Origin of the sequence: Duganella sp. OV510 (assembly GCF_900100205.1) — a bacterium.
In the GTDB taxonomy this organism is placed as follows: Bacteria; Pseudomonadota; Gammaproteobacteria; order Burkholderiales; family Burkholderiaceae_D; genus Rugamonas.
In genome coordinates this window covers 145950-171850 of sequence record NZ_FNEQ01000002.1, presented here as the reverse complement: position 1 = coordinate 171850, position 25901 = coordinate 145950, and the positions used below count along the sequence as shown (strand labels likewise).

Sequence of the window (25901 nt, the reverse complement as noted above, 5' to 3'; positions counted from 1 at the left end):
CACTACTTAAAGCGAATTTATTATGAGTCTACTCAGCATCGGTAAAAGCGGTTTGTTGGCAGCCCAGGTGGGTTTATCGACCACCGGCAACAATATTACCAACGCCAATACCGCCGGCTACAACCGCCAGGTGGCCATCCAGGGCGATACCGGTACCCAGTACCAGGGCTTCGGCTTTGTTGGCACGGGCACCGAGATTCAGGCTGTGCGCCGCTATTACGACAACTTCCTGGCCACCTCGCTGCGTAATGCCGAGGCCAACCAGGCGGCGCTGAACACTTATAGCCAACAAATCAGCCAGATCGACAATCTGCTGGCCGATCCGACCGCCGGCCTGTCGCCGGCGCTGCAGGACTTCTTCGCCGGTGTGCAGGACGCCACCGCCAACCCGGCGTCGGTGGCGGCGCGCCAGTCGCTGCTGTCGAACGCGGAATCGCTGGCGGCGCGTTTCCAGGGCATGAGCGCCCGGCTGAACGAGATGCAGGCTGGCGTCAATAGCACCATCACTTCCAGCGTCAACGAGATCAACGCCTACGCCAAGCAGATTGCTGACATCAATAACACGATCGCCGGGCTGACCACCAGCACCGCCGCGCCGAACGACCTGCTGGACAAGCGCGACCAGATGCTGACCGAGCTGAACAAGCTGGTCAAGATCAACGTCACGCAAGGCGACAACAATATGCTGAACGTCCAGTTCGGCACCGGCCAGCCGCTGGTGGTGGGCAACAGCGCTTTCCAGCTGACGACGGCGAACTCGCCGACCGATGCCGGCCGCGTCACCATCGGCTACCAGACACCCAGCGGCAGCTTCAGTGAACTGCCGGATTCGGTGTTTACAGGCGGCCAGCTGGGCGGCATCCTGGAATTCCGCAACGACGCGCTGGACAAGGCGCAAAACGCGCTAGGCCAGGTGGCAGCCGGCCTGGCCACCGCCTTCAATGCCCAGCACGTGCTGGGCCAGGACCAGAACGATGCGCTGGGCACCAACTTCTTCAATCCGATCGAAGCCTATGTCGGCCCGAGCACGCGCAATTCCGGCGCCAGCACAGCAGAAGTGAAGGCGGTGATCACCGACGCCAGCGCGCTGACCGCCAGCGACTACAGCGTCGATTACGACGGCACCAACTTCAACGTCACCCGCAAGAGCGACGGCAAAGTCACGCAGATCAATCCGTTCCCGCAGACCGAACCGCAGGTGATCGACGGCGTCTCCTACAGCATCAGCGGTACGCCGGCCGCCAAGGACAACTTCCTGGTGCGGCCGACCTACAACGCCGCCGGCAGCCTGACGGTGGCGATCAAGGACCCGGCCAAGATCGCGCTGGCGGCGCCGGTCACCACCGCCGCGCCGACCACCAATGCCGGCAACGGCAAGATCACGGCCGGCACGGTCGACCAGAATTATTTGACGCCCGGCAATGCGCTGACGGCGCCGGTGACGCTGACCTTCGACAAGGCCGCCGGCACGCTGTCCGGCTTCCCGGCCGACCAGGACGTCACGGTCACCGTCAATGGCACGGCGACCGTGTATCCGGCCGGCACGCCGGTGCCGTACACCGACGGCGCCAACATCAGCGTCGGCGGCGTCAGCTTCGCGATCAGCGGCACGCCGGCCGACCAGGATACTTTCACCGTCGGCCCCAATACCAGCGGCGTCGGCGACAGCCGCAATGGTGCCTTGCTGGCCGCATTGCAGACCAAGAACGTCCTGAACAACGGCAAGGCGACTTTCCAGTCGACTTACGCACAGATGGTCAACGTGGTCGGCACCAAGGCGCGCGAATCGCAGATCGCCGGCACGGCAGCCGACGCCGCCGTCAAGCAGGCCACCAATTCGCAACAGGCGGTCTCCGGCGTCAACCTGGACGAGGAAGCGGCCAACCTGCTGCGCTATCAGCAGGCCTACCAGGCCAGCGGCAAGGTGATGCAGGTGGCCAGCCAGCTGTTTGACACCTTGCTCAGCCTGGGCAACTAAGGCAACTAAGGCAACCAAAGGAAGAGGCTAGTACCATGATTATGCGCATCAGCACCAAAACGATATTCGACATCGGCTCGACGCAGATTACGTCGCTGTCGTCCTCGATGGCGCGCACGCAGCAGCAACTGTCGACCGGGCGCAAGAACCTGACGGCGGCCGACGACCCGATCGCCAGCGCGCGGGCGCTGGAAGTAACGCAGTCGCAATCGCTGAATACACAACTGGCCACCAACCGTTCCAACGCCAAGGCCTTGCTGACGGCGGAAACCACGGCGCTGGCCAGCACCACCTCCATTCTGCAGGACATCAAGGACCTGGCGGTGAAGGCTGGCAACGGCTCCTACACGCCGTCCGACCTGGCCTCGGTGGCGACCGAACTGGAAGCGCGGCTGGCCGATCTGCTGGGCGTGGCCAACACCAGTGATGGCGTTGGCGGCTATGTGTTCGCCGGCTACAAATCGACCACGCTGCCGTTCACCAAGACCGCCACTGGCGCTGACTATTCAGGCGACCAGGGCCAGCGTTCGCTGCAAGTGGGTTCGACCCGCAGCATTGCCATCACCGATTCCGGCACCTCGGTATTTGAAACCAATCCGACCGGCAACGGCAAGTTCGTCACCACGCCGGACGCCGGCAATTACGAGCGTGGCGGCACCGGCATCATCAGCGCCGGCTCGGTCAAGGATCCCACGCTGCTGACCGGCCACAAATACCAGATCAATTTTCAGGTGGTGCCGGAAACGCCGGGCGTGCCGAAGCAGACCACCTACACGATTACCGACATGACCACCGGCGACCTGGTGCCGCCAACGCCGATACCGGCCGAGCCGCAGCCCTACGTTAGCGGCCAGAACATCAGCTTTGACGGCGTGCAATTTGACGTCAAGGGCGACCCGGCCGATGGCGACAGCTTTGCGGTGGAGCCGTCGACCAAGCAATCGATCTTCACCACGGTACAGAGCTTCATCGACGCCTTGCGCTCGCCGGGCGATGGGCCGCCTGGCAACTCGCAGATCAACAATATGCTGAACCAGTTGCAGGTCAACATCGACAACGCCACCGACAATGTGCTGTCGGTGCAGGCGGCGGTCGGCTCGCGGCTGAAGGAGCTGGACTACCTGGACAGCTCCGGCGACGATCTGGGCCTGCAATACGCGACCACCTTGTCCAACCTGCAGGACCTGGATTACACGGCCGCGATCTCGCTGTTCACCCAGCAGCAGACCACGCTGACAGCGGCGCAGAAATCGTTCACCACGATGTCCGGCCTATCGCTGTTCAACTACATCAGCTAACTCCGCCTCCGCGCACAAAAAAGCCAGCTTGCAAGCTGGCTTTTTTTTATCCATCCGGGGTCAGTTCTGCCAAATGTACATGAGCTCGTGTACGTTTGGCAGAACTGACCCCCGGATGGGGGTTACTTGGCGGCGGCGAGGAGGCCTTGGCTGGCGCTGGTTTGCTTGCGCAGCCAGTCGTCGTGCTGGGCCGTCGCGGCGCCGCTGAGCGCGCTTGCGGCGTGGTATTGCTGCAGCTGCGCGGCCAGTGCGGCGACGTTGCCACCCAAGCTGCTTGTCGGCTTGCTGTTCAGCGTCAGCTGGCCGGCTGCGGTGCTGGTGCTGTCGGCTTGCTGGGCGTAGCTGCCGATCGCTGAACTGAGGGCGCTGGCGTCGCTGGCGCGGCCGGCCTGGAACCAGACGTCGGCCACCTGGTGCGTGCTGCCGTCGGTGCTGGTGTAGCTGGAACGCAGGCCAATCCAGTTGCCGTTGTCGAAGTCGTTCGAGGCTTGCGCCGGCACCGTCAGGCTGGCGATGTTCAACGAGGCCAGCGTCTTCAGTTCGTCGGCCTGGCTGATGCCGTCGGCGTTGGCGTCCACCCATACACGCAGGTCGCCGTACTGCGCGTCCTGGCTGTCGATGATGCCGTCATGGTTGGTGTCCAGCTCGCCCAGCGCGGCGAAGCCGTTGGCGCTCTTGCCGCCGGCGCCGCTGTTGGTCGAGGTGCCGAACAGCTCGCTGCCGTCGTTGATCTGGCCATCGCCGTTGCGATCCAGTGCCAGCAGGCCGTCGCCGGAACCGACCCAGCCGGTGTTGACCTTGCTGCCATTGGCGCGGATGTCGAAACGCACACCGGCGTTGATGCTTAGCGTACTGATGCCGTTGCCGTCCAGGTCGAGCACCAGCGGGCTGGCCGTCAGCGTGGCGATCTGGTCCGACGACAGTGCGGCTTTCTGCGGACTGGTCAGCAGGGTGGTCATCTGCGCCTGGTTGAGCGCGGCCAACTGGTCGGTCGACAGCGCTTTCAGCTGTGTCGCCACCATCGACTTCAGCTGGCCGGTAGTGAAGGTGGCCACCTGGTCGGCGCTGAGCAGGCCGATCAGCGGCGCTTTCAGCGCGATGATCTGCGTCGTCTTCAACGCGGCCAGGTCGGTGGCGTCCAGCGCCGCCACCTGGTCGGAATTCAGCGCGTTCAGCGCGGCGGTCGACAGCGACGCCATGTCGCGCGTGCTGAGCGTGTTGATCTGGCCGGTGGTCAGGCCCAGCGCCTGCGCCGACGTCAGCACGCCCAGCTGGCGCGTGCTCAGCGTATCGAACAGGTCGTCGCCAAGCGCGGCAATCTGTGCCGAGGTCAGCCCAGGTAGCTGCGCCGTGGTGAAACCGCTCAGCGTCGAGAAGCCGGAAATCTGGTCGGTGGTCAGGCCCTTGATCTGGGTCTGCGACAACGACGCCAGCGCACGGGTCGACAGCGCGTTCAACTGGTCGGCGGTCAGCGCGCCCAGTTGGGTGGATTTCAGCGCGGCGATCTGCGTGGTGGTGAGGCCTTTCACGGAAGTCAGGCTCAGCAGGGGAATCTGATCGGTGGTCAGGTAGGTCAGCTGCAGCCCGCTGATCTGGGCAGTGGTCAGGTTGCTCAGTTGGTCGGTTGACAGTGCTGCCACCTGCTTGGTGTTCAGTCCCGCCATCTGCGCCGATCGCAGCGACTGGAAACTGTCCTCGTCCAGTACACTCAGCTGATCGGTGGTCAGCGCGGCGACTTGCGCGGCGTTCAGCGTGCCCAGCGTGGACAGCGCATTCAGCTGGTCGGTGCCGAAGGCCTTGATGTCGTTGGCGGTCAGGCCCGGCAGTTGCGCCGATTTCAGGCCTGCCAGCTGTTCCAGCGTCAGCGAGGTGATTTGCAGCGTGTTCAGCGTGCCCAATTGGGCCGAGCTCAGCGCCTGCACGTCTTCCAGTTCCATGACGGTCACCTGGTCGCTGGTCAGGCCGGTGATCGAGGCCAGCGCCAGCGAACGCACTTGCGCGGTGGTCAGCGCCACCACTTGCTCGGTGCCGAGGTTCTGCACCTGCGACTTGGTCAGCGAGGCAATCTGGCGTGTCTGCAACGTGGCGATGTGGGCGGCGTCCAGCGATTGCAACTGGGTGCTGGTCAGCGAGCTGAATTGCAGCGTGGTCAGCGGATTCAGGGTGCTCAGACCGGCCAGCTGGTCGGTGCTCAGGGCCTTGATCTGCGCTGCGGTCATCGAGGCGATTTCCTGCGTGGTCAGCTGGCCCATCTGGTCTAGTGACAGCAACTGGATCTGCGCCGTGGTCAGCGCGGCAAACTGCTTGCTGCTCAGCGCTTTCAGGTCGTCCTCTTCCAGCGCGCCTAGCTGGTCGGCACTCAGCGTGCGGATGCCGTTGGTGCTCATGGCCTTCCATTGCTGCACACTCAACAACTGGATCTGGTGCGTGGTCAGCGAGGCGACCTGCTTGGTGGACAGCGCGGCAATTTGCACGGTAGTCAGCGCCGCTACCTGGGCGTCGTCCAGCAACTCGATGTTGCCGGTGGTCAGGCCAGGCAGTTGCTTGGTGGTTAGCCAGCCGAGCGGGAACAGCGCCAGTTGCGCCTGCGTCAGCGTGCTGACCTGAGCGGTCGTGAGGGCGCGTACCTGGGCCGAAGTCAGCCCTTGCAGTTGCTCGTCGGTGATGCTCAGCATGTCGGCCGTGCCCAGTGCGACGATTTGCGCGGTGCTCAGGCTGGCCATATCGGCTGCTTCGATGGCCTGGAACTGGGTCGGGTCCAGCGCGGCGATGGCCTTGGTGCTCAGCGCACGCAACTGGCCGCCGGTCATGGCGATGATCTGATCCGGCGTCAGTACATGGATCTGGTTAACCGTCAGGCCGGCCACGGCGCTGCTGCTCAGGAAACCAAACTGGTCGGTCGTCAGCCAGGTCAGCTGGTCGTTGGTCAGCGCGGCGATCTGCGCCGATTTCAGCGCGGCCAGGTCTTCGCCCTCGATGGCGGCGATCTGCTCCTGCAGCAGCGCCTGCAGCGCGCGGGTGTTCATGGCGATCAGGTCGGCGGTTTGCAGCGCGATGATCTGGTCCGACGTCAGCAGCGGCGTTTGCGTGTTGCTCAGCGCGGCGATCTGCCTGGTGTTGAGCGCGGCGATCTGTGCCTGCGACAGTTCAGGCAGCTGGGTGGCGCTCAGGGCGCGAATTTGCGCCGTGTTCAGCATGCCGATGTAGCTCAGCGCGTTCAACTGCTCGCCGGTCAGCGTCGGGATCTGCGAGGCTTTCAGGCCGGCCGTACCCTGGCTGCTGAGCGCGGCGATCTGGTCGCTGGTGATGGTGGCCAGTTGGGCGGCGCTGAGGGTGGCTACTTGCGCCGATTTCAGCGCGGCGAAGTCCTCGGCGTCGATGGCGCCAATATTGGCCGCGTCGAGGCCGGTGATGGCTTTGGTCGTCAGCGCGCCGAACTGTGCACCGCTTAGCGCGGTCAGCTGGTTAGGCAGCAACACCGATACTTGCAGCGAGGTCAGCGCGGCGATCTGCCTGGTGCTCAGCGAGGCGATGTCGTCGTCAGTCAGCGCCTGGATCTCGGTGGTCGACATCGTGGCGATCTGTGCCGTGGTGTAGTCCACCAGTTCGGGCAGGAAGGCTTTTTTCTGATCGTCGGTCATCGCCGCCAGTTGTGCTGGCGTGAACGCCGCCACCTGGGCGGTGGTCAGTGCGTGCAGCTGGTCGGTCAGCAGGAACGGCATCTGCGTCAGCGTCAGCGCGCGCAGCTGGGTGGTGCTCATGGCGGCAAAGTCTTCCACCTCGACGGCGTTCAGCTTGCCTTGGTCCAGCTGCGACAGGGCGGCGGTCGACAGCGCGCGGAATTGCGCGGTGTTGAGCGCGATCAGCTGGTCATTGGTCAGGCCGGCGGCCTGACTGCTGACCAGCGCCGCCAGCTGGCTGGTCTTGAAGCCGGCAAAGGTGCCGGTCGCCATATTGGTCAGCTGGGTGGGCGCGAGGGCGCGAATCTGGGCGGTGGTCAGCACCGCCAGGCTGCTCAGCGCGGCCAACTGGTTGTCCGCCAGGTAGGTGATCTGGCGCGTGGTCAGCGCGGCGATTTCCTGGGTGGTCAGCACGCCATATTTGAGCACGTCCAGCGCCGCCATCTGCACGCTGTTCAGTGCGCCGATCTGGGCGCTGGTAAAGGCGCGCAGGTCAACGTCTTCCAGTGCATTCAGCTGATCGCCCGACAATGCGCCGATCGCGCGCGTCGACAGCGAACGGATCTGCGCGGTGGACAGCGCCGGAATCTGATCCGTGGTCAGCCAGGTGATCTGCTGGCTGTTCAGCGCCGCCAGCTGGTTGGTCTTCAGCGCGGCGATCTGCGCCAGCGACAGTGCCTGAATCTGCGCCTGCGACATGCCGGCGATCTGCTTAGTGCCGAGATTGCCCAGCGAACCCAGTGCGGCAAACTGGTCGGTGTTCATCACACTCAGTTGTTTGGTGGTCAGCGCCGCCACTTCCTGCGCGGTGAAGGCCGACAACTGGTCGGTCGTCAGCACCTGGATCTGGTCGGTGCGCAGTGCCGCCACCTGTGCGGTGGACAGCGCGGCAATGTCGATCAGCTCGATGGCGGTGATTTGATCGAGGGTCAGCGTGGCCAGCGCCGCGCTGCCCAGGCCGCGAATCTGCGCGGTGCTTAGTGCCACCACCTGGTCGGTGGTCAGCGCCTGCGCCTGGGTGCTGGTGAACGCGGTCAGCTGGTTGGTTTTCAGTGTGGCGATCTGCGACAGCAGCAGGTTGCTGATCTGGTCGGAGTGGAGCGCCCTGATTTGCGCCGTGGTGAGCGGCGACAGCGAAGCCAGGCTGTCGATCTGGTCGGTGGACAAGGCTGCCACCTGGCGCGTGGTCAGCGCCGACAGGATCTTGGTGCTGATGGCGGCGAACTGCGTTGCGGTCAGTGCGCCCAGCTGGTTACTGGTCAGGGCAACGATCTGGTTGCTGGCCAGCGCGGCAATGTCGATCGCTTCGATGGCGGCCACCTGCTCGGTCGACAACGCGCCCAGCGTGGCCGAACTCAGGCTGCGCACCTGGGCGGTGGACAGCGCGATGATCTGATCGGTGGTGATGGCGCCGATCTGCACGCTGGTGAGACCGGCGATCTGGTTGGTCTTCAGCGTGGTGATGCTGGTCAGGCTGGCGATCTGCTCGGTGGTCAGGGCGCCGATCTGGCGGCTGGTCAGCGGCGCCAGCGTCGGCAGTGCTGCCATTTGCTCGGTAGTCAGCGCATGTACCTGTGCAGTGCTCAGGCTGCTGATGATTTGCGTGCTGAGGATGCCGATCTGGGTTTGCAGCAAATGACTGATCTGGTCGGTGGTGAGGGCGACGATCTGCTTGCTAGTCAACGTGCGCAGGTCGACATCTTCCATGTGGACCAGTTGATCGGTGGTCAGCGCCGCCAGTTGCCTGGTGCTCAAGGCGCGTACCTGGCCGGTGGTCAGTGCGACGATCTGGTCGGTGGTCAGCACCGAAGCCTGATCGGTGGTCATCGCGCCGATCTGCGCGGTGTTCAGGCTGGCCAGCGTGGCCAGCGACAGCGAGATGATCTGCTCGGTGGTCATCGCCGCAATGGCGGCGGTCGAGAAGCTGGCCAGCGACGGCAGCGCGGTGATCTGGTCGGTGGTCAGCGCGGCTTTCTGCCCCGGCGTCAGCGCCGCCACTTCGGCGGTGGTCATGGCGTTGATCTGGCGGGTGCTCAGCGACATCACCTGTTCGGTGGTCAGCGAGGCCACCTGGCGCGTGGTGAGGCTGGCGATTTCAGCCGGGCTGAGGCCGCTCAATTGTTCGGTGCTCAGCGCGCGCAGGGCCAGCGTGCTGAGCGCGCGCAACTGTTCGCTGGCCATGCTGAACAGCTGTTCGGTGGTCAGCGCCTGCGCCTGGTCGGTGCTCAGCGCAGCGATCTGGTTGGTCTTCAGCGAGCGCAGGTCGGCGGTGTTGAGGTGGGCCACCTGCTCGGTGTTGAGCGCCTGCAATTGGCGCGTGCTCAGCGCGGCCAGTGTCAGCAGCGCGTCCAGCTGGCTGTCGTTCAGCGTGCTCAGTTGCGACTGCGTCAGCGCGGCGATTTCCTGCGTGGTCAGCGCGCGCAGCTGTTCGGTGCGCAGCCCCAGCAGTTGCTCGCTGGTCAGCACGGCGATCTGGCGCGTGTTCAGCAAGGCCAGGTCGCTATTGCTCAACACATTGATGCGGTCGACGCCCAGCGCGGCGATCACGCTGGTGCTCAAGGCGCGCAGCTGGTGCGTGTCGAGCGCAATCATCTGGTCGCTGGTGATGGCGCCGGCCTGGGCCGAATTCAGCGCGCCGATCTGGGCGGTGGTCAGGTGGCCGAAGTCGTCGCTGCTCATCAGCGCGATCTGCTCGCTGGTCAAGGCGTTGATTTGTTTCGTGCCCAGCGGCGCCAGTTGCAGGGCCGCCAGCTGGTCGCTGGTCAGCACGGCGATCTGCGCAGAGGTCAGTGCGCGCACTTCAGCGGTGGTGAAGGCACCCATCTGGTCCGAGGTCATGAGTCTGATCTGGTCGGTGCTCAGGGCGGCGATCTGCGCGGTGCGCATGAAGCGGATGTCGCGCGTTTCGATGGCGGCGACCACGGTCGGGTCCAGCGAGGCGAGGGCGGCGGTGCTCAACGCGGCGATCTGGTCGCCGGTCAGGGCGACGGCCTGCTCGGTGTTCAGCAATTGCAGCTGATCGCTGGTGAAGGCGGCCACCTGGCGGGTGGTCAGCGTGATCAGGTCGGCCGAGGTGATGCCGCTGATCTGCTCCGACGACAGGGCGACGATCTGCTGCGTGGTCAGCACATTCAGGCTGCGCAGGGCATCGATCTGCTCGCTGCTCAGCACGGCGATCTGGGCCGAGCTCAGCGCCACGGTTTCCGCCGTGGTCAGCGCCCACATCTGGTCGGTCTTCAGTGCCACCACCTGGTCGGTGGTCAGGCGGCTGACCTGGGCGGTGTTGAGTGCGGCGATATCGCGCGTCTCGATCGCCTGCACCTGTTCGGTGCTCAGCGCGCTGATGCCGGCGGTGCCGAGTCCCTGGAACTGGCCGCCGCTGAGGGCGACGATCTGGTCGGTGGTCAGGGCCAGCAACTGGTCGCTGCCAAGGATGCCCAACTGGTTGCTGGCCAGCGTGCCCAGGTTGCGGGTCGACAGCGCGGACATCTGATCAGTGGTGAACGCAGCCAGCTGGCGGCTGCTCATGCCGGCCAGCGTGGCCATGGCGTTCAGCTGGTCGGAGGTCAGTACCTGGATCTGGTCGGTGCCCAGGGCACCGACTGCAGCGCTGGACAGCGCGGTGAACTGGTCGGTTTGCAGCGATACCAACTGATCGGTGGACAGGCGCGCCACCTGCGCGGTGCGCAGCGCGGCGATGTCGCGCGTTTCAATCAGGCGCAGCTGGTCGGTGGTCAGCGTGTTGAGCATGGTGGTGCTCATGTCCGCGTACTGGGCGGTGGTCAGCAGCACGATCTGGTCCGAGGTCAGCACCTGGATCTGGTCGCTGTTCAGCGCCGATAACTGGGCGCTGGTCAGGGCGATGACATCCTTGGTTTCGATCGCCACCAGCTGGCTGGTGGTCATCGCCTGGATTTGCGCGGTGGTCAGCGGCACCAGGGTTTTCAGCGCGATGATCTGGTCGGTGCCGAGGGCGGCAAACTGCTCGGGCGTCAGCGCGCGCTCGGCATCGGTGTTGAGTGCGCTGACCTGATCGGTGGTCAGCGCCACCAGCTGCTCGGTCGACAGCGCACGGACTTGTCCTGAGCTCAGCACGGCAACGTCGCGCGTTTCGAGCGCCTGCATCTGCAGCGTGGTCAGTTCGCTCAAAGTGGTGGTGTTCAGCGCCACCACCTGGGCGGTGCTCAGCGCCACCAGCTGGTCGCTGGTCAGCGCCTGCACCTGGTCCAGGTTCAGCGAGGCCAGTTGGCTGTTGCTCAGGGCAAGGATGGTGGCGGTGCTCAGCGCGGCGACCTGCGCGGTGGTCAGCGAGGAGATCTGGGTAGTGGTCAGTGGCAGCAGCGACTTGATCGCGACGATCTGGTCGGTGGTCAGCACCGCCAACTGGTCCGGGCGCAGCGCCTGGGCGTCGGCGGTGGTCAGCGAGTAGATCTGGTCGGTGGTCAGGGCGATCAGCTGGTCGCTGGTCAGCGCCTGCATCTGGGCGGTGGTCAGCGCGCGGATGTCGCGCGTTTCGATCGCCTGGATCTGTTCAGTGCTCAGCTGGGCGAACACGCTGGTGGTCAATGCGCCCACCTGGGCGGTGGTCAGCAGCGCCACCTGCTCGGTGGTCAGCGCCAGGATCTGCTCCGGCGTCAGCGACGCCAGCTGGTTGCTGGTCAGCGCCACCAGGTCCTTGGTTTCCAGCGAGACCACCTGGCCGGTGGTCAGCGCGGCAAACTGCGCGGTGGTCATCAGCAGCAGGTTTTTCAGTGCGGCGATCTGATCCGTGCCCAAGGCGCTGATCTGGTCGGCGCGCAGGTTGGGCAGCATATCGCTGGCCAGTGCCGCCATCTGGCTGGTGCTCAGGGCCACCAACTGGTCGCTGTTCAGCGTGCGCAGCTGGGCGCTGTTGAGGCCGATCAGGTCGCGCGTTTCGATCGCTTGTACCTGCTCGGTGCTCAACAGGCTCAACATGTTGGTGCTCAGGTTGGCCACCTGGGCGGTGGTCAGCAGCGCCACTTGTTCGGTGGTCAGCGCCAGGATCTGGTCCGGCGTCAGCGATGCCAGCTGGCTGCTGGTCAGCGCTACCAGGTCCTGGGTGTCCAGCGCCACCAGCTGTTCGGTGGTCAGGCCCTGGATTTGCAGCGTGGTCAGCGTCAGCAGCGATTTCAGCGCGGAGATCTGCTCGGTGCTCAGCACGGCCAACTGGTCCGGGCGCAGCGTGGGCAGCAGGGCGGTGCTCAACATGGCGACCTGGGCGGTGGTGAGCGCTTGCAACTGGTCGCTATTCAGCGTGCGCAGCTGGCTGCTGCCCAGCGCGGCGATGTCGCGCGTTTCGATCGCCTGCACCTGCAGCGCGGTGAGCTGGCTCAACATATTGGTGGTCAGCGCGGCGACCTGCTGCGTGGACAGGGCGACTACCTGGTCGGTGGTCAGTGCCAGCACCTGGTCGGGATTCAGCGCAGCCAGCTGGGCGCTGGTGAGGACGGCGACGGTTTGCGTGCGCAGCGCGCCGACCTGGTCGGTGGTCAGGGCATTCACCTGGGCCGAATTCAGCGTGGCCAGCGACGTCAGCGACACCAACTGGTCGGTGCTCAACACCGCCAGCTGGTCGGGCCGCAGCGCGGCGATTTCATTGCTGCGCAGCGCGTGCGTTTGCTCGGTGCTCAGGCCCGACAACTGTTCGCCGGTCAGCGCGCGGATTTGCTGGCTGGACAGCCAGATCAGGTCGCGCGTTTCGATGGCGGCGATCTGCTCGCTGGACAGCGCCTGCAACGAGGCGGTGGCCAGCAAGGCGATTTGCTGCGTGCTCAACCAGGCGATCTGGTCGGTGGTCATGACGTTCAGCTGGCCGGCTCTCAACGTGTTCAGCTGCTGGCTGCTCAACGCTTGCAGCGAGGTCGAGTTCAGCACCACCAGCTGGTCGGCGGTCAGCGCGGTGACCGCGCTGGTGCTGATGGCGTTGATCTGGGCGGTCGACAGCGCGACCACCTGGTCGCTGCTCAGGTTGCCGATCTGGTTGGAGCCGATGCCGGCGATCTGCTGCGTGCGCAGCGCGCGTACATCGTTGGTTTCCAGCGCAGCAAACTGTTGCGGCAGCAGGGCGTTCAGCTGGCGGCTGGACAGCGCGGTGATCTCGGCGGTGGTCAGCGCGACGATCTGGTCGGTATTGAAGGCGGGCAGCTGGGCGGTGCCGAGCGCCATGATCTGGTTGGTGGTGAGCGCCTGGATGCCGTCAGTGTTGAGGCCGCTCAGGCCGTCATTGGTCAGATAGGTGATACTGCGCGTGGTCAATGCGCGCACCTGGGCTGTACTGAACCAGCTGAGCTGGTCAGACGTCAGCACCTGCATGTCTTCGGTGGTCAGGCCGCCTATCTGCTGGGTGGTCAGGCTAGCGATCTGGTCCGAGTTGAAGCCAACTAAAATCGAAGTCATTGCAAAGTCTCCAGGAAGCTTCCCATGATACGCATCAAATTGCCACAAGGAAACCAAAATTCAAAAAGATGAGGCTATTGCGCCAAAGGTTGCAGCTCCGGTGGCCGAACCGGCATGCTTGCCGGTTTGCTTACTTCCGGTCGCTGCGACCAGGTGCGCGGCATCAGCCGTGCGCGTTCTATCCCATCCAGAAACAGGTTTTGTATCGGCATGCCGAGGTAGGGCAAAGTGACCGCCACCACCAGCAGACCGACACCCAGCGTGATCGGAAAGCCAATACCAAACAAATTCAACTGCGGTGCCGCGCGTGTCAGGATGCCGAGCGCCACGTTGGTAATCAATAAAGCTGCAACAATCGGCAACGACAGTTGAACGCCGACGCTGAACACAATGCCGCCCCAGTCGGCCATCTGTTTGAAGCCGCCGCTGTAGACCGGTATCGACGATACCGGCAGCGTGGTAAAACTCTCCACCAGCGCCGACAGCAACACCAGGTGGCCGTTGACCGCCAGGAAAGCCATGGTCGCCACCAGCGACAGAAACTGGCTGATGGCTGACGAACGGCCCTGGGTATTCGGATCGAAGAACGTTGCAAAGCCCAGGCCCATGGTCAAACTGGAAATCTCCCCCGCCATTTCCACCGCCGCGAAGATCACGCGGATGCTGAACCCCATGGCCAGCCCGATCAACATTTCCTGCATCACAATCAGCAAACCGGCATACGACATCGGGTCGACAGCTGGCCAGGCCGGCACCGCCGGCGCCACGATGACCGCGATCGCCACGCCCAGCGCCACCTTGATGCGCGCCGGCACCGCCTTGTTGCCCAGGATCGGGGCAGCGGTGATCAGCGCCAGGATGCGGGTCAGCGGCCACAACAGGCCAGCAATCCACATATTGATATCGGCGGACGACAGGGTAATCATGAGCTTTTAGCGGCCACTGTTACATTTCCGTGTGGCATCACTTTCAATATTCTAAGCGAACTAATTTGCAAAGCGGAAAATGTTACAAATTAATAAGAAGGCTAGCCGACCAGCAGCGGGATGCCGGTGAAAACCTCGCGCATGTAGTCGAGCATGATCGACAAGATCCACGGCCCGGCCACCACCAGCGCGACAAACACTCCGACCAGCTTGGGGATGAAGGACAGCGTCTGTTCGTTGATCTGGGTGGCGGCCTGGAAGATGCTGACCACCAGGCCGATCACCAGCGCCACCAGCAGCATCGGCGCGGCCACCATCAGGGTCACTTCCATGGCGTGCTTGCCCATGGTCATTACGGTTTCGGGCGTCATTGCGGCCTCCTAGTAGAAGCTCTGGGCCAGCGAGCCGAGCAATAGTTGCCAGCCATCCACCAGCACGAACAGCATCAGCTTGAACGGCAGTGAAATCACCGCCGGCGACATCATCATCATGCCCATCGACATCAGTACAGAGGCGACCACCATGTCGATAATCAGAAATGGAATGAAGATGGCAAAGCCGATCTGGAACGCGGTTTTCAGCTCGCTGGTGACGAAGGCCGGCACCAGGATGCGCAGCGGCACGTCTTCCGGCCCTTGCAGCGCCGGGCTGCGTGACAGCTTGACGAACAGTGCCAGGTCGGCCTCGCGGGTCTGCTTCAGCATGAAGGTTTTTAATGGTGCCGCGCCCTTGTCCAGCGCCTGGCTCATGTTGAGCTTGTTTTCCTGCAAGGGCAGGTAGGCTTCGTTATAGATCTTGTCGAAGGTCGGGCCCATGACAAACAGCGTCAGGAACAGTGCCAGGCCGATCATCACCTGGTTGGGCGGCGCCGATTGCGTGCCCAGCGCCTGCCGCAGCAGCGACAGCACGATGATGATGCGGGTGAAACAGGTCATCAGCAACAGCGCCGCCGGGATGAAGGTCAGCGCCGTCATCAGCAGCATGGTCTGGATCGGCAGCGTGTAGTTGGTGCCGCCGCCTGGCGCCGGGGTGGCGGTCAGGGCAGGGATGCCGATGCTGGATTGCGCGGCTGCCGCCAGTGGCAGCGCCAGCAGGGCCAGCGCCAGCAGCGGCGCTGCCTTGGAAACGCCTGCGGACAACTTATTTGCCATTGCGTTTGTCTATAGTTTGTTTGAACCATTCAGCGAAGTTGGCGGTCGGCAGGGTCGCCTGTTGCAACGGTTCGCTGCTTTCCTGGCGCGGCATGGTGGCCAGCGCGTTCATGCGGCCCGGCGAGGCGCCGACCACGATCCATTGCTCGCCGACTTCGACCACCAGGATGCGCTCGCGCGTACCGACGCTCAGCGTGCCGACCAGCTTGACGTTGCTGCCGGCGCCGCCGAGGCCGCGCGGGTTGATGCGCTTGGTCAACCAGGCCAGGCCCAGCATCAGGGCGATGACGAAGATCAGCGCCAGCGAGGTTTGCAACAGGCTGCCGCCGGCCGACGGTGTCGGCGCCGGCGTCGGGATGGTCATCGCCATCGCGCCCGGCTGCGCGGCTGGCGCCGGGGCGGGCGCTGGCGCGGCGGCTGCCGGCGCGGCTTCATCCGCTGCTGGTGTCGTGCCGGCTTCGCTGGCGGCAGGCGCTGTCGCTGGGGGCGTGGCGGGGGCAGGGGGCGAGGCCTGGGCTGGCGCGGCAGCGGCGGCCGGCGTGGCCGCGTGGGCGCCGCCGATGGTGCCGGACACCGTGCGTTGCGCCATCGCAGGCGCGGCGGCCAAGGCCGCCGCGATCAGAAGGGAAGAAATCAGTCCGTGCTTCATTTATTCAATTTTCGGATACGTTCGGAAGGCGTGATGATATCGGTCAGGCGGATACCAAACTTGTCGTTCACCACCACCACCTCGCCTTGGGCGATCAGGCAACCGTTGACCAGCACGTCCATTGGTTCACCAGCCAGGCCATCCAGTTCGACCACCGAACCCTGCGCAAGTTGCAGCAGGTTCTTGATGGCGATCTTGGTGCGCCCCAGTTCCACCGTCAGCTGGACCGGGATATCGAGGATGAAGTCGATATCGTTATGTGTTTCAGTCTTGCTGGGGGTGCTGGAAAAGTCCTTGAATACGGCAGCGCTGGCCGCTTGCGAGGTAGCCTGCTGCTTTTCCAGCGCGGCAGCTTCGGCCTGCGCCTGTTCGGCGATCGCCGCACCCCATGGATCGTCTTCGTCCAGCGCTTGATCGTCTTGGTTATCCGACATGTTTCTCTCCGGTTTTATTTAAGGTTATCGGCATTGGCCAGCAGTTTTTCGACCTTCAGCGCGTATTGTCCGTTCATCACGCCATAGGTGCAATCCATGACCGGCACACCGTCCACCGTGGCGGCGATGAATTCCGGGATTTGCAGCGGGATGATGTCACCGACGCGCATATTCAGGATCTCGTCGAAATTCACCTTGGCCGTGCCCAGCGAGGCCACCAGCTCGACTTCGGCGATCTGGATCTGCTGCGTCATCAGGCGTATCCAGCGCTTGTCGACTTCCAGCGCCTCGCCCTGCAGGCTGGAGGTCAGCGAGTCGCGGATCGGCTCGATCATCGAGTATGGCATGCAGAAGTGGATCTGGCCCGACACCGAGCCCAGCTCCACCGTGAAGGTCGACGCCACCACCACCTCGTTCGGCGTAGCGATGTTGGCGAACTGCGTATTCATTTCCGAGCGGATGTATTCGAACTCGACCGGATAAACCGGTTCCCACGACTTGGTGTAGGCCTCGAACACGATGTCCAGGATGCGCAGGATGATGCGCTGCTCGGTCTGGGTAAAGTCGCGGCCCTCGACGCGGGTGTGGAAGCGGCCGTCGCCGCCAAACAGATTGTCCACCAGCAGGAACACCAGGCCCGGATCGAACACCATCAGCGCCGTGCCGCGCAGCGGCTTCATGTGTACCAGGTTCAGATTGGTCGGCACCACCAGGTTGCGGATGAACTCGGAATACTTGGAGACCCGCACCGAGCCGACCGACACCTCGGCGCTGCGGCGCAGGAAGTTGAACAGGCCGACGCGCAGCAAACGGGCGAAGCGCTCGTTGATAATTTCCAGCGTCGGCATCCGGCCGCGGACGATACGTTCCTGGGTGGCCAGGTTATACGTTCGTACCCCGGCGACGTCTTCCTGCGCCGCGACGTCGTCCTGGTCGCCGTTGACGCCCTTCAGAAGGGCATCGACTTCTTCCTGGGAGAGAAAATTATCAGCCATGGCTTATCTGCTTCTGTGCTTACTGAATGATGAATGACGTGAACAGCACGTCCTCGATGTCCTGCTGCGAGCCACGGTCTTCGAATGGCTCGCGCAGCTGGGTGACGATGTCCTTGGCCAGCTGGATCTTGCCTTCCGGCGTATTGATCTCGGCCGCGCGCTTGCTCGACAGCAGCAACAGCATGCGGCTGCGCACCTTGGCCATATTGTCCTTGACGTTGGCCATTTCCTCGACGCCGCCGACTTGCAGCGTGAAGGCGATCTGCAGATATTGGTCGGCGCCGTCTTCGCCCGGCTGCAGGTTGACGGTGAACGGCTCGACCGGCACGTATTCCGGCTTGACTGCGGCTTTCTTGGCTTTCTTTTTCTTCGGCGAGTCGTCATGCTCTTCCGCATCAGCCTTGCCGTGCATCAGGAACCAGGCCGCACCGGCGCCACCGCCGCCCAGCAGCAGGACCAGTACCACGATGATGATGATCAGTTTTTTGCTGCCACCGCCTGCTGGCGCTTCAACTTTCTGATCGGCTTTCATTTTTGGATTCGCTTTCAAAATAGCCCTTCATGCTGCGGAATGGATTACGCCGTCATTATGTCATTATCGGTTGTGCCAGGGCAGACGGAAGCGCCGAAAAGAGGGCGGTTCCCGGTGCTGCTTGACATTTCCCTAGTGTAACAGACAACAAAACCGGGAGGGCAGGGGCGCCGATCCCGGTTTTCGGTGCACTGACGCGTATCAGGCGAAGGTGTCGACCGCGCCGGCCGGCAGGCGACGCTGTGGCGGCGCGCTGCGCGCCGCTTCGGCTTCGTTGCCGCCGCTGTCACGGCCATAGCTGCCGCCCGAGCGTCCGCCATTGCCGCTATGGGCGGCGCCGGCCTGCTGGCTGAAGCCGCTGTTGCCCTGGTCCGACATGCCGGCCGAGACGGTGGCGCTGCCCAGCTGGATGCCGGCGTCGCTCATCATTTCCTTCAGTTTCGGCAAGGCGTTTTCCAGCGCCTGGCGCACTTCCGGCGCGGCCGAGCTGAAGGCGGCGGTGGCCTGGTCCTTGTTAATGCTGAGCACCACTTGCAGCGGGCCCAGGTCCGGCGGGTTCAGTTCCATGGTGGCGCTTTGCTCGCCGCCAGCCGCCATGAAGATGATTTTCTGGCCCAGTTGCTGGTCCCAGGCTTGCGTGCCGACGCGGCTGCTGAGCTTGTCGGTCGGCACCGCAGTGGCGGCCTTGGCGATTTCCTGCGCCGCGTGGCTGGCAGTCGGGGCGATGGTGATGCTGGCCTGTTCCTTCAGCGTCGCCGCAGCTTCGGCGTTCAGCGTGGTGGCCTTGGGCGCGGCGGCCAGTTGGGCCGGGTCGGCGTCAGCCTGCTGTTGTTGCTGGGTCGACGAGACCTGCGGCTGCGTGTCGCTGGCTGGCGCGGCCTTGACTTCGATGTGGCTGAGGGCATCGGCGCCGCGCTTCCCGGTCGCATCGGTGGCGCTGGCGGTGCTATCGCTGGCCTGGCTGCCGGCCGCTTGCGCCAGCGCGGCATCGGTGCTGGCGGTCGCGGTCGCCGGTTTGAATTCGGTGGCGCCGTCGGCCTTGCCGGCGGTGGTTTTGGCTGCGGCAGCAGCGGCTGCCAATGCTGCGGCATCGGCGGCGGTTTGCGTGGTGGTGCCGGCCTTGGCCAGCGCATCCTTGAAATCGGTGGCGCCGGCGGCCTGGTCTTGCGCTGCTTTCAGTGCGGCAGCGTCGGCATCGGCGGTTTCGCTGCTGGCGGCAGCGGCCAGCGCGGCAGCGGTAGCATCCGGATCGGCGGCGGCCGCGTCGTTTGCGGCGGCGCCGGCTGCTGCCGCAGCAGTTGCGGCTGCGGTGGCGGCGGCCAGGGCGGCGTCATCGGCGCTCAGTGCGTCGGCGCCAGCGGCGGCCACGCCGACGGCGGTGCTGCTGGCATCGGTGCTGGCGGTGGCGGCCGGCGCGGCTGGTGCCACCGGCTGGTTGAAGGCGGCGACCAGGGCCAGCATGTCGGCCATCGGATCAGCGCTTTGCGCGGTCTGGGTTTCGCTGGTTTCGTTGTCCTGGCTGCTTTCGCTGTCGGTGGATGCGCTCTTGGCCGGCGCGGGCGCGGGCGCCTGGGCTGCAGCGGCGTTGCCATTGGCGCTGACCGGCTTGGCGTCGTCGTTCTGCGCCTGCTTTGCGGGCGCGGCCTGCTGCTGCTTCGGCGCGGACGCGCGCGATGCGTTCGGACGCTCGGCAGCCTTGGCCGGCTGGTTGGCGCTGCTGGCGTTGCCGGACTGGCGCTGATCCATTTCGCGTGACAGCGCCTGCTTGAAAGCATTGTTGTCGCCGCCGGCGCTCAGGTTCAGGTTGACTTTGGGCGCTGCCACTGCATTGGCATTAAGGTTAGGAATTTGAATGTTTTGCATGGTTGGCGCCGTATGGTATGGTTAATGCGTCATCGTTTGTAGAACGCCCCGCGTGCCGCGTGTTCGTCCATTGCTTTCTGGTCACGCTTGTTCTCCAGCTTGAGCGCCGCCGCGTCAGCGCGGTCGTTCAGCGTGGAGTAGGACATGCGCTTGCGCTCGCTGGCCTGCCAGGCGGCCTTTTCCTGCTCGCTGCGGTATTCGGCGTGCTTGATCATGTCCAGCTGGCCCTTGACCGCAGTGTCCAGCTTTTCAATGAAAGCCACGAAATTGCGGTATGCCATCGGCGTAATCCCGGCCGCCTGCGCCGCTTCGAACTTCTTGATGTATTCCTCTTGGAAACCCACCAGCATCTGGTGCTTCTGCTTTGCCTCGTCAACCTGCTTGAGGGACGCGCCCAGCCGCTTGGCAGCGTCGTCTGTTTCACGCTGCGCCAGGTCCATCAGGGTTTCTAATTGCGCTTTGGAAGCCATGGTGACAATTATAAGTAGCGTGCTGCCAGGTCAATCAGTCGAATAGAGAGGTCAATTGCCCTAAACTCTCGCCCATGGTGACGCGTTCCGTGATTTGTTGCTGCAAGAAATTTTCTATCTGATCATGCAATTGGATAGCCTGGTCGAGTACCGGGTCGGTGCCAGCGGCGTAGGCGCCCACACTGATCAGGTCGCGGCTGCGCTCGAAGCGTGAGAACAGCTGCTTCAGCTGGCGCGCCTTGGTCTGGTGCTCGTGCGAGGTGATCGAGTGCATTGCCCGGCTGATCGATTGCTCGATGTCAATGGCCGGGTAGTGGCCGGCTTCGGCCAGGCGGCGATTCAGCACGATGTGGCCGTCCAGGATCGCCCGCGCCGAGTCGGCGATCGGGTCTTGCTGGTCGTCGCCCTCGGTCAGCACGGTGTAGAAGGCGGTGATCGAGCCACCGCCCAGCTCGCCATTGCCGGCGCGCTCGACCAGCACCGGCAGCTTGGCGAACACCGATGGCGGATAGCCCTTGGTGGCTGGCGGTTCGCCGATCGCCAGCGCGATCTCGCGCTGTGCCATCGCGTAGCGGGTCAGCGAATCCATGATCAGCAGCACGTTCTGGCCCTTGTCGCGGAAGTGCTCGGCAATCGCGGTGGAATACGCGGCGCCCTGCAGGCGCATCAGCGGCGGCGTGTCGGCCGGCGCCGCCACCACCACCGAACGCGCCAGGCCCTCGTCGCCGAGGATCTGCTCGATGAATTCTTTGACCTCGCGGCCACGTTCGCCGATCAGGCCGACGATGATGATGTCGGCCTCCGTGTAACGCGCCATCATGCCCAGCAGCACGGATTTGCCGACGCCCGAGCCGGCGAACAGGCCCATGCGCTGGCCACGGCCGACGGTCAGCATGGCATTGATGCAGCGCACGCCGACATCCAGCGTCTCGACGATGGGCGCGCGGCCCAGCGGATTGGCCGGGCGGGTGTTGATTGGCGCGCTGTCGATGGCGTTGATCGGGCCTTTGCCATCCAGCGGGCGGCCGGCGGCGTCCACCACGCGGCCCAGCAGTTCGGGACCGACCGGCAGGTGGCGCGCGCGGTCGCTGGGGCGGCGGCGCGGGTGGGCCACGCTGCCCGGCTTCGGTATGGCCGGCTCGACCGGGAAGACGCGCGTGCCGGGCACCACGCCTTCGACGTCCGACTGCGGCATCAGGAACAGCTTGTCGCCCTCGAAACCAACCACTTCGGCCTCGATCTTGCCGCCGTTGGGCAGCGGCACGGTACAGGCGGCGCCCACTGCCAGGCGCAGCCCGACCGCCTCCATCACCAGGCCGGCGACGCGCGTGACGCGGCCCGACACCTGCATCGGCTCGACCATGGCGGTCAGCGCGGCGCAATCGCTCAGATAGGATTTCCAGCGTCCGGCATGCGGGTTGGCCGGGGTGATAGGGCTGTGTTCGACGGTATCCATGGCGTCAGTCCAGCCAGTCGACTTCCTTGCCGAGCGCATGGCTCAGGCGCTGCCAGCGGGCGGCGGCGGTGGCATCGATGGTGTTGCTGGCGGTGTCGACCTTGCAGCCGCCACGGCCGACCGACGGGTCTTCAACCACGCGCCAGCCGCCCTTGTTCAGTTCTTCGCCGATGCCGCCACGCACGGTGGGGGCGTCGTCCGGATGCAATACCAGCAGCGCCGGCTGTTGCAGCACCGGCAGGTATTCGATGGCGTCGCGGACGATCGGCAGTATCAGTTCCGGCTTGACCTGCAAGGCGTTTTTCAACATGCCCTTGGCCAGTTGCAGCGCCAGTTCCAGCACTTCATTGGCGATCAGCTGGTCGGCATCGTGCAACGCATTGCTGAAGTTGTCGGCCAGCAGGCGGACTTGCTGCAACTCCTGTTGCAGCGCCTCGTCGGCGATCTTGCGCACTTCTTCGCTGGCGTCGGCATGGCCGGCCGCATGGCCCTCGTCATAGCCGTCCTTGCGCGCTTCCTCGCGGATCTGCTCCAGCTCCTCGACGGTCGGGTAGACGATGGGCGGCGGCAACGGCGGCCCCATGTCGAGTTGTTCTTGCTGCGCTTCCAGCTCTGTCTGCAAGCGTTGCTCGGCTTCGATGCGGGCGTTGTCGGCGTCGATCTCGCGCTGTTCGGCTTCGCGCAGCGCTACCGTGCTGGGACGCTCGTCGCCAAACGAGGTCATTTCCCAGCGCTTGAATGCCGGCTGCGCGTCTTTCGAATGAATAACCATTAAACGAAGGAATCCTCACCTTTGCCACCAAGCACGATCTGGCCTTCGTCGGACAGGCGGCGCACGATTTGCAGAATTTGCTTTTGCTGGGTTTCCACTTCCGACAGGCGGACCGGGCCTTTCGACTCCAGGTCTTCGCGCATCATTTCCGATGCACGTGCCGACATATTCTTGAAGATCTTGTCGCGCAGTTCCTGCGACGCGCCTTTCAGCGCGATGATCAGCATTTCCGACTGCACTTCGCGCAGCAGCAGCTGGATGCCGCGGTCGTCGATATCGATCAGGTTGTCGAACACGAACATCTCGTCCATGATCTTCTGCGCCATGTCGTTGTCGTAGTTCTTGATATTGTCCATGACCGAGCTTTCCTGCTCGCCGGACATGAAGTTGAGGATCTCGGCGGCCGCACGGACGCCGCCCAGCGTCGATTTCTTGATGTTCTCGTTACCCGACAGCAGCTTGGTCAGCACGTCGTTCAGCTCGCGCAGCGCGGCCGGCTGCACGCCGTCCAGCGTGGCGATCCGCAGCACCACGTCGTTGCGCAGCCGGTCGGTGAAGTTGCCGAGGATTTCGCAAGCCTGATCGCGCTCCAGGTGGACCAGGATGGTGGCGATGATCTGCGGGTGTTCGTTGCGGATCAGCTCGGCCACGGATTGCGAATCCATCCATTTCAGCGACTCGATGCCGGACGCATCCTTGCCGCCCAGAATCCGTGACAGCAGCACCGAGGCCTTGTCGTCGCCCAGCGCCTTGGTCAGCACCTGGCGGATGTATTCGTCGGAGTCGAGGCCGACGGTGGAGGCGGCTGCCACCATGTCGCGGAAATTGTCCAGCGTGCCGACCACTTCCTCGTGCGGCACGTTCTTCATGGTCGCCATGGCCGCGCCCAGCTTCAGCACCTCGCGCGGGCCGAGGAATTTCATCACCTCGGCGGCCTCGGTTTCGCCCATCGCCAGCATCAGGATGGCGGCTTTCTGCAGTCCGGTATTCTCAGTCATTTGCGCCTATCCATTCCTTGATCACGTTGGCCACAATGCGTGGGTCTTCGACCGCCAGTTTCTTGGCCATGGCCAGGTTTTCGCGGTAGCCGCGCGCGGTGTTTTCTTCCATTTTGCGCAGTTCTTCTTCGGCGATGAGCGCTTCGTCCGGACCTTCTTCGATCTCTTCTTCCGGTACTTCCGGTTCCTGCTCCGGCGCGTTGATCTCGTCGATTTTCTTGAAGACCGGGCGCATCATCGGACGCACGATGCGCATCACAATATACAGCAGGATCAGGGCGGTGATCAGGAACTTGGCCAGATCCTTGGCCATCGGCAAGTTTGCCGGATCGCGCCACCAGTCCGGCGGTGGTTCGAATGGCTTGTCGACGCCGTCGAATGGCGAGTTGGCCACGCTGACAGCGTCGCCACGGTCCTGGTTGTAGCCCATGGCCTGCTTGACCAGATCATTGATCTTGGCCATTTCTTCAGGAGTATAGGCTTTTACCGTAACTTTGCCGTCCTTGTCGACCAGGCGCTTGTAATTGATCACCACCGCCACCGTCATGCGGCGCAGGCCGCCCATGCCGCGTTGCTCATAACGGACAGTCTTGTCGACTTCGTAATTGGTGGTCGATTCCTTGTGGCTTTGGCCGGCGCCTGCGCCGGTGGCCGGCAGCGCGCCCGGCGGCGTGCCTGGGGCAGGGGCGTTGGGGCCGTTTTCGGCAGCGGTCTGGTTCAGCGGCGCGGTGGCGGTACCCGGCGGCTGGTTGGACAATGCGCCCGGAATGCCGCCTGGATTGTTGTTATTGCCATTGCCGTTGGTTTCGCTGGTCTGCTGGCTGCGGATCGCCGAGGCGGCCGGCGGCGAGTTCGGCTTGTAGTTTTCCGACGCCTGCTCGATCTGCGCGAAATCGACATCGGCCACCGCCTCGGCGCGCACATTGCCTTCGCCGACGATAGGGATGATGATCGATTCAACCTGCTTGATCACCTGCGTCTGCATATTCTTGACATACTTCAGCTGCTGCTCGTCCAGCTTGGCGTTGTTGGCTCCGGCCTTTTCCTGGTCGGAAATCAGGTTGCCGGCCTGGTCGACCACGGTGACGTTGGATGGCAACAGTTCCGGCACGCTGGAGGCCACCAGGTGGACGATGGCACCGGTTTGCGCGCGGTCCAGCATGCGGTTCGGGTGCAGCGTGACAATCACCGAGGCGGTTGGTTTCTGCTGGTCGCGCACGAATACCGACGGTTTTGGCAGCGCCAGGTGGACGCGGGCGTTCTCGACCGGCGCCAGCGACATCACCGAGCGTGCCAGTTCGCCTTCCAGCGCGCGCTGGTAGTTGACCTGTTCGAGGAACTGGGACACGCCCAGCTTCTGGTTTTCCATCAGTTCGAAGCCGACATTGCCGCCTTTCGGCAAGCCCTGCGCCGCCAGTTTCAGACGAATGTCGTGCACCTGCTCGGCTGGCACCAGGATGGCAGTGCCGTTGTCGGCGAACTTGTGCTTGACCTGCAGCTTGTCCAGCTCGGCCGTGATGGCGCCGCCGTCGCGGTCGGTGTAATTGGAGAACAGCACCGCATATTCAGGCGGCTTGTTCCACAGCCACAGGCCGATCAGGATGGCGACAACCGCTGCGGCGCCGGCGGCGCGCAGGAAGTTGCGGCCCATCGGCGTCTGGATGAAGGGCAGTTTCTCGGCGCCGTCTTCGGCTGCCTCGGCTGCTGTGGCGTTATTGATTTCTTCCGCTACGGCCATGATGGTGTGGTCCCGAATACGAGGGTTCTTGAAGGAATACGGCCATTATTACTTGTAATGAGGAAATTCAATAGCCCGAACAGCGCGCCCTTTACGGCTTTGCTCGGGGCAGGAGGCTGGACTTTCCCTTGGTATTCTGTCAGCACTGATAAAGCCTTGCCGTATTGTAACAAGAGGAGTAGCAATGAGAACAGGTGGAATAGACAGCAGCCAGATCCAGTCGATGATCGCGCAGCTGAAGGCCCACGCCACGCGGCCCAGCCTGACGCCGCCGGTCATCCAGACCGAGGCGCCGGCCCAGCCCAAGGCGGAATTTACCGACGCCCTGAAGACGGCGCTGGATTCGGTCAATGCCAGCCAGCGCACGGCGGAGGGCATGAGCAAGCAGTTTGCGTCGGGGGATGACTCGGTCAGCCTGTCGGACGTCATGATTGCGCAGCAAAAAGCCAGCATCAACTTCCAGGCCACCATCCAGGTGCGCAACAAGCTGGTGTCGGCCTACCACGACATCATGAATATGCAGGTATAAAAAAAAGGAGCCCGG

17 protein-coding genes are annotated in these 25901 nt (G+C 63.9%); 3 read left to right on the top strand and 14 right to left on the bottom strand.

What is annotated here, in order from left to right; all coding sequences use genetic code 11:
- Nucleotides 1-22: 22 nt before the first annotated feature.
- Together flgK and flgL are read left to right on the top strand one after the other, a co-directional pair.
- Complete coding sequence (gene flgK, locus BLS51_RS07850) at nucleotides 23-1978, top strand: flagellar hook-associated protein FlgK (RefSeq protein ID WP_090181883.1); 1956 nt, start codon at nucleotides 23-25, stop codon at nucleotides 1976-1978.
- Between the two features lie 35 nt (nucleotides 1979-2013).
- Nucleotides 2014-3276 carry a flagellar hook-associated protein FlgL gene (flgL, locus tag BLS51_RS07845; RefSeq protein WP_090181886.1) on the top strand — a complete coding sequence of 421 codons (1263 nt, stop codon included), beginning with the start codon at nucleotides 2014-2016 and terminating at the stop codon, nucleotides 3274-3276.
- 122 nt (nucleotides 3277-3398) lie between these two features.
- Here the strand turns inward: flgL and BLS51_RS07840 are convergent, their stop codons facing one another.
- From BLS51_RS07840 to fliF, 14 genes are all read right to left on the bottom strand, one after another.
- Nucleotides 3399-13373, bottom strand: a complete 9975-nt coding sequence (locus tag BLS51_RS07840) for an iron-regulated protein frpC (RefSeq protein WP_229207513.1) — start codon at nucleotides 13371-13373, stop codon at nucleotides 3399-3401.
- 74 nt (nucleotides 13374-13447) lie between these two features.
- Entirely contained in the window at nucleotides 13448-14299 is an 852-nt protein-coding gene (gene fliR / locus BLS51_RS07835; RefSeq protein WP_090181889.1) for a flagellar biosynthetic protein FliR, read from the bottom strand.
- Nucleotides 14300-14400: 101 nt separating this feature from the next.
- The gene (fliQ, locus tag BLS51_RS07830; protein WP_090181891.1) at nucleotides 14401-14670 is read right to left on the bottom strand and encodes a flagellar biosynthesis protein FliQ; all 270 of its coding nucleotides are present in this window, start codon (nucleotides 14668-14670) and stop codon (nucleotides 14401-14403) included.
- Between the two features lie 9 nt (nucleotides 14671-14679).
- Nucleotides 14680-15450, bottom strand: coding sequence for a flagellar type III secretion system pore protein FliP (gene fliP, locus BLS51_RS07825; RefSeq protein ID WP_090181894.1), 771 nt, complete (start codon nucleotides 15448-15450; stop codon nucleotides 14680-14682).
- Nucleotides 15440-16099, bottom strand: a complete 660-nt coding sequence (gene fliO / locus BLS51_RS07820) for a flagellar biosynthetic protein FliO (RefSeq protein WP_229207514.1) — start codon at nucleotides 16097-16099, stop codon at nucleotides 15440-15442. The genes fliP and fliO overlap by 11 nt, the downstream gene beginning before the upstream one ends.
- Nucleotides 16096-16533, bottom strand: a complete 438-nt coding sequence (gene fliN / locus BLS51_RS07815) for a flagellar motor switch protein FliN (RefSeq protein WP_090181896.1) — start codon at nucleotides 16531-16533, stop codon at nucleotides 16096-16098. The genes fliO and fliN overlap by 4 nt, the downstream gene beginning before the upstream one ends.
- 14 nt (nucleotides 16534-16547) lie before the next feature.
- Entirely contained in the window at nucleotides 16548-17528 is a 981-nt protein-coding gene (gene fliM, locus BLS51_RS07810) for a flagellar motor switch protein FliM (protein ID WP_090181898.1), read from the bottom strand.
- Between the two features lie 19 nt (nucleotides 17529-17547).
- Nucleotides 17548-18060: a flagellar basal body-associated protein FliL gene (gene fliL / locus BLS51_RS07805; protein ID WP_090181901.1), complete on the bottom strand. Its 513-nt coding sequence runs from the start codon at nucleotides 18058-18060 to the stop codon at nucleotides 17548-17550.
- A 201-nt stretch (nucleotides 18061-18261) separates the two neighbouring features.
- The gene (locus BLS51_RS07800) at nucleotides 18262-19923 is read right to left on the bottom strand and encodes a flagellar hook-length control protein FliK (RefSeq protein WP_229207515.1); all 1662 of its coding nucleotides are present in this window, start codon (nucleotides 19921-19923) and stop codon (nucleotides 18262-18264) included.
- A 29-nt stretch (nucleotides 19924-19952) separates the two neighbouring features.
- Entirely contained in the window at nucleotides 19953-20393 is a 441-nt protein-coding gene (gene fliJ, locus BLS51_RS07795; protein ID WP_090181903.1) for a flagellar export protein FliJ, read from the bottom strand.
- 34 nt (nucleotides 20394-20427) lie between these two features.
- Nucleotides 20428-21849, bottom strand: coding sequence for a flagellar protein export ATPase FliI (fliI, locus tag BLS51_RS07790; RefSeq protein WP_175472535.1), 1422 nt, complete (start codon nucleotides 21847-21849; stop codon nucleotides 20428-20430).
- 4 nt (nucleotides 21850-21853) lie between these two features.
- On the bottom strand, nucleotides 21854-22621 hold the full coding sequence (locus BLS51_RS07785) for a flagellar assembly protein FliH (RefSeq protein ID WP_090181905.1): 768 nt from the start codon (nucleotides 22619-22621) through the stop codon (nucleotides 21854-21856).
- Nucleotides 22621-23619 carry a flagellar motor switch protein FliG gene (gene fliG, locus BLS51_RS07780; RefSeq protein WP_090181908.1) on the bottom strand — a complete coding sequence of 333 codons (999 nt, stop codon included), beginning with the start codon at nucleotides 23617-23619 and terminating at the stop codon, nucleotides 22621-22623. The genes BLS51_RS07785 and fliG overlap by 1 nt, the downstream gene beginning before the upstream one ends.
- A complete protein-coding gene (gene fliF / locus BLS51_RS07775) occupies nucleotides 23612-25357 on the bottom strand; it encodes a flagellar basal-body MS-ring/collar protein FliF (protein ID WP_090181910.1) in 1746 nt (581 codons plus the stop codon). The genes fliG and fliF overlap by 8 nt, the downstream gene beginning before the upstream one ends.
- Nucleotides 25358-25541: 184 nt before the next feature.
- Between fliF and fliE the strand changes: the two genes are divergently transcribed.
- Nucleotides 25542-25886 (top strand): flagellar hook-basal body complex protein FliE, encoded by a 345-nt coding sequence (gene fliE, locus BLS51_RS07770; RefSeq protein WP_090181913.1) that lies wholly within the window; start codon nucleotides 25542-25544, stop codon nucleotides 25884-25886.
- Nucleotides 25887-25901 lie beyond the last annotated feature (15 nt).

Coding starts and splice junctions, on each gene's coding strand:
- flgK (WP_090181883.1), top strand. CDS start 23: ATGAGTCTACTCAGCATCGGTAAAAGCGGTTTGTTGGCAGCCCAGGTG.
- flgL (WP_090181886.1), top strand. CDS start 2,014: ATGATTATGCGCATCAGCACCAAAACGATATTCGACATCGGCTCGACG.
- BLS51_RS07840 (WP_229207513.1), bottom strand. CDS start 13,373: ATGACTTCGATTTTAGTTGGCTTCAACTCGGACCAGATCGCTAGCCTG.
- fliR (WP_090181889.1), bottom strand. CDS start 14,299: ATGATTACCCTGTCGTCCGCCGATATCAATATGTGGATTGCTGGCCTG.
- fliQ (WP_090181891.1), bottom strand. CDS start 14,670: ATGACGCCCGAAACCGTAATGACCATGGGCAAGCACGCCATGGAAGTG.
- fliP (WP_090181894.1), bottom strand. CDS start 15,450: ATGGCAAATAAGTTGTCCGCAGGCGTTTCCAAGGCAGCGCCGCTGCTG.
- fliO (WP_229207514.1), bottom strand. CDS start 16,099: ATGAAGCACGGACTGATTTCTTCCCTTCTGATCGCGGCGGCCTTGGCC.
- fliN (WP_090181896.1), bottom strand. CDS start 16,533: ATGTCGGATAACCAAGACGATCAAGCGCTGGACGAAGACGATCCATGG.
- fliM (WP_090181898.1), bottom strand. CDS start 17,528: ATGGCTGATAATTTTCTCTCCCAGGAAGAAGTCGATGCCCTTCTGAAG.
- fliL (WP_090181901.1), bottom strand. CDS start 18,060: ATGAAAGCCGATCAGAAAGTTGAAGCGCCAGCAGGCGGTGGCAGCAAA.
- BLS51_RS07800 (WP_229207515.1), bottom strand. CDS start 19,923: ATGCAAAACATTCAAATTCCTAACCTTAATGCCAATGCAGTGGCAGCG.
- fliJ (WP_090181903.1), bottom strand. CDS start 20,393: ATGGCTTCCAAAGCGCAATTAGAAACCCTGATGGACCTGGCGCAGCGT.
- fliI (WP_175472535.1), bottom strand. CDS start 21,849: ATGGATACCGTCGAACACAGCCCTATCACCCCGGCCAACCCGCATGCC.
- BLS51_RS07785 (WP_090181905.1), bottom strand. CDS start 22,621: ATGGTTATTCATTCGAAAGACGCGCAGCCGGCATTCAAGCGCTGGGAA.
- fliG (WP_090181908.1), bottom strand. CDS start 23,619: ATGACTGAGAATACCGGACTGCAGAAAGCCGCCATCCTGATGCTGGCG.
- fliF (WP_090181910.1), bottom strand. CDS start 25,357: ATGGCCGTAGCGGAAGAAATCAATAACGCCACAGCAGCCGAGGCAGCC.
- fliE (WP_090181913.1), top strand. CDS start 25,542: ATGAGAACAGGTGGAATAGACAGCAGCCAGATCCAGTCGATGATCGCG.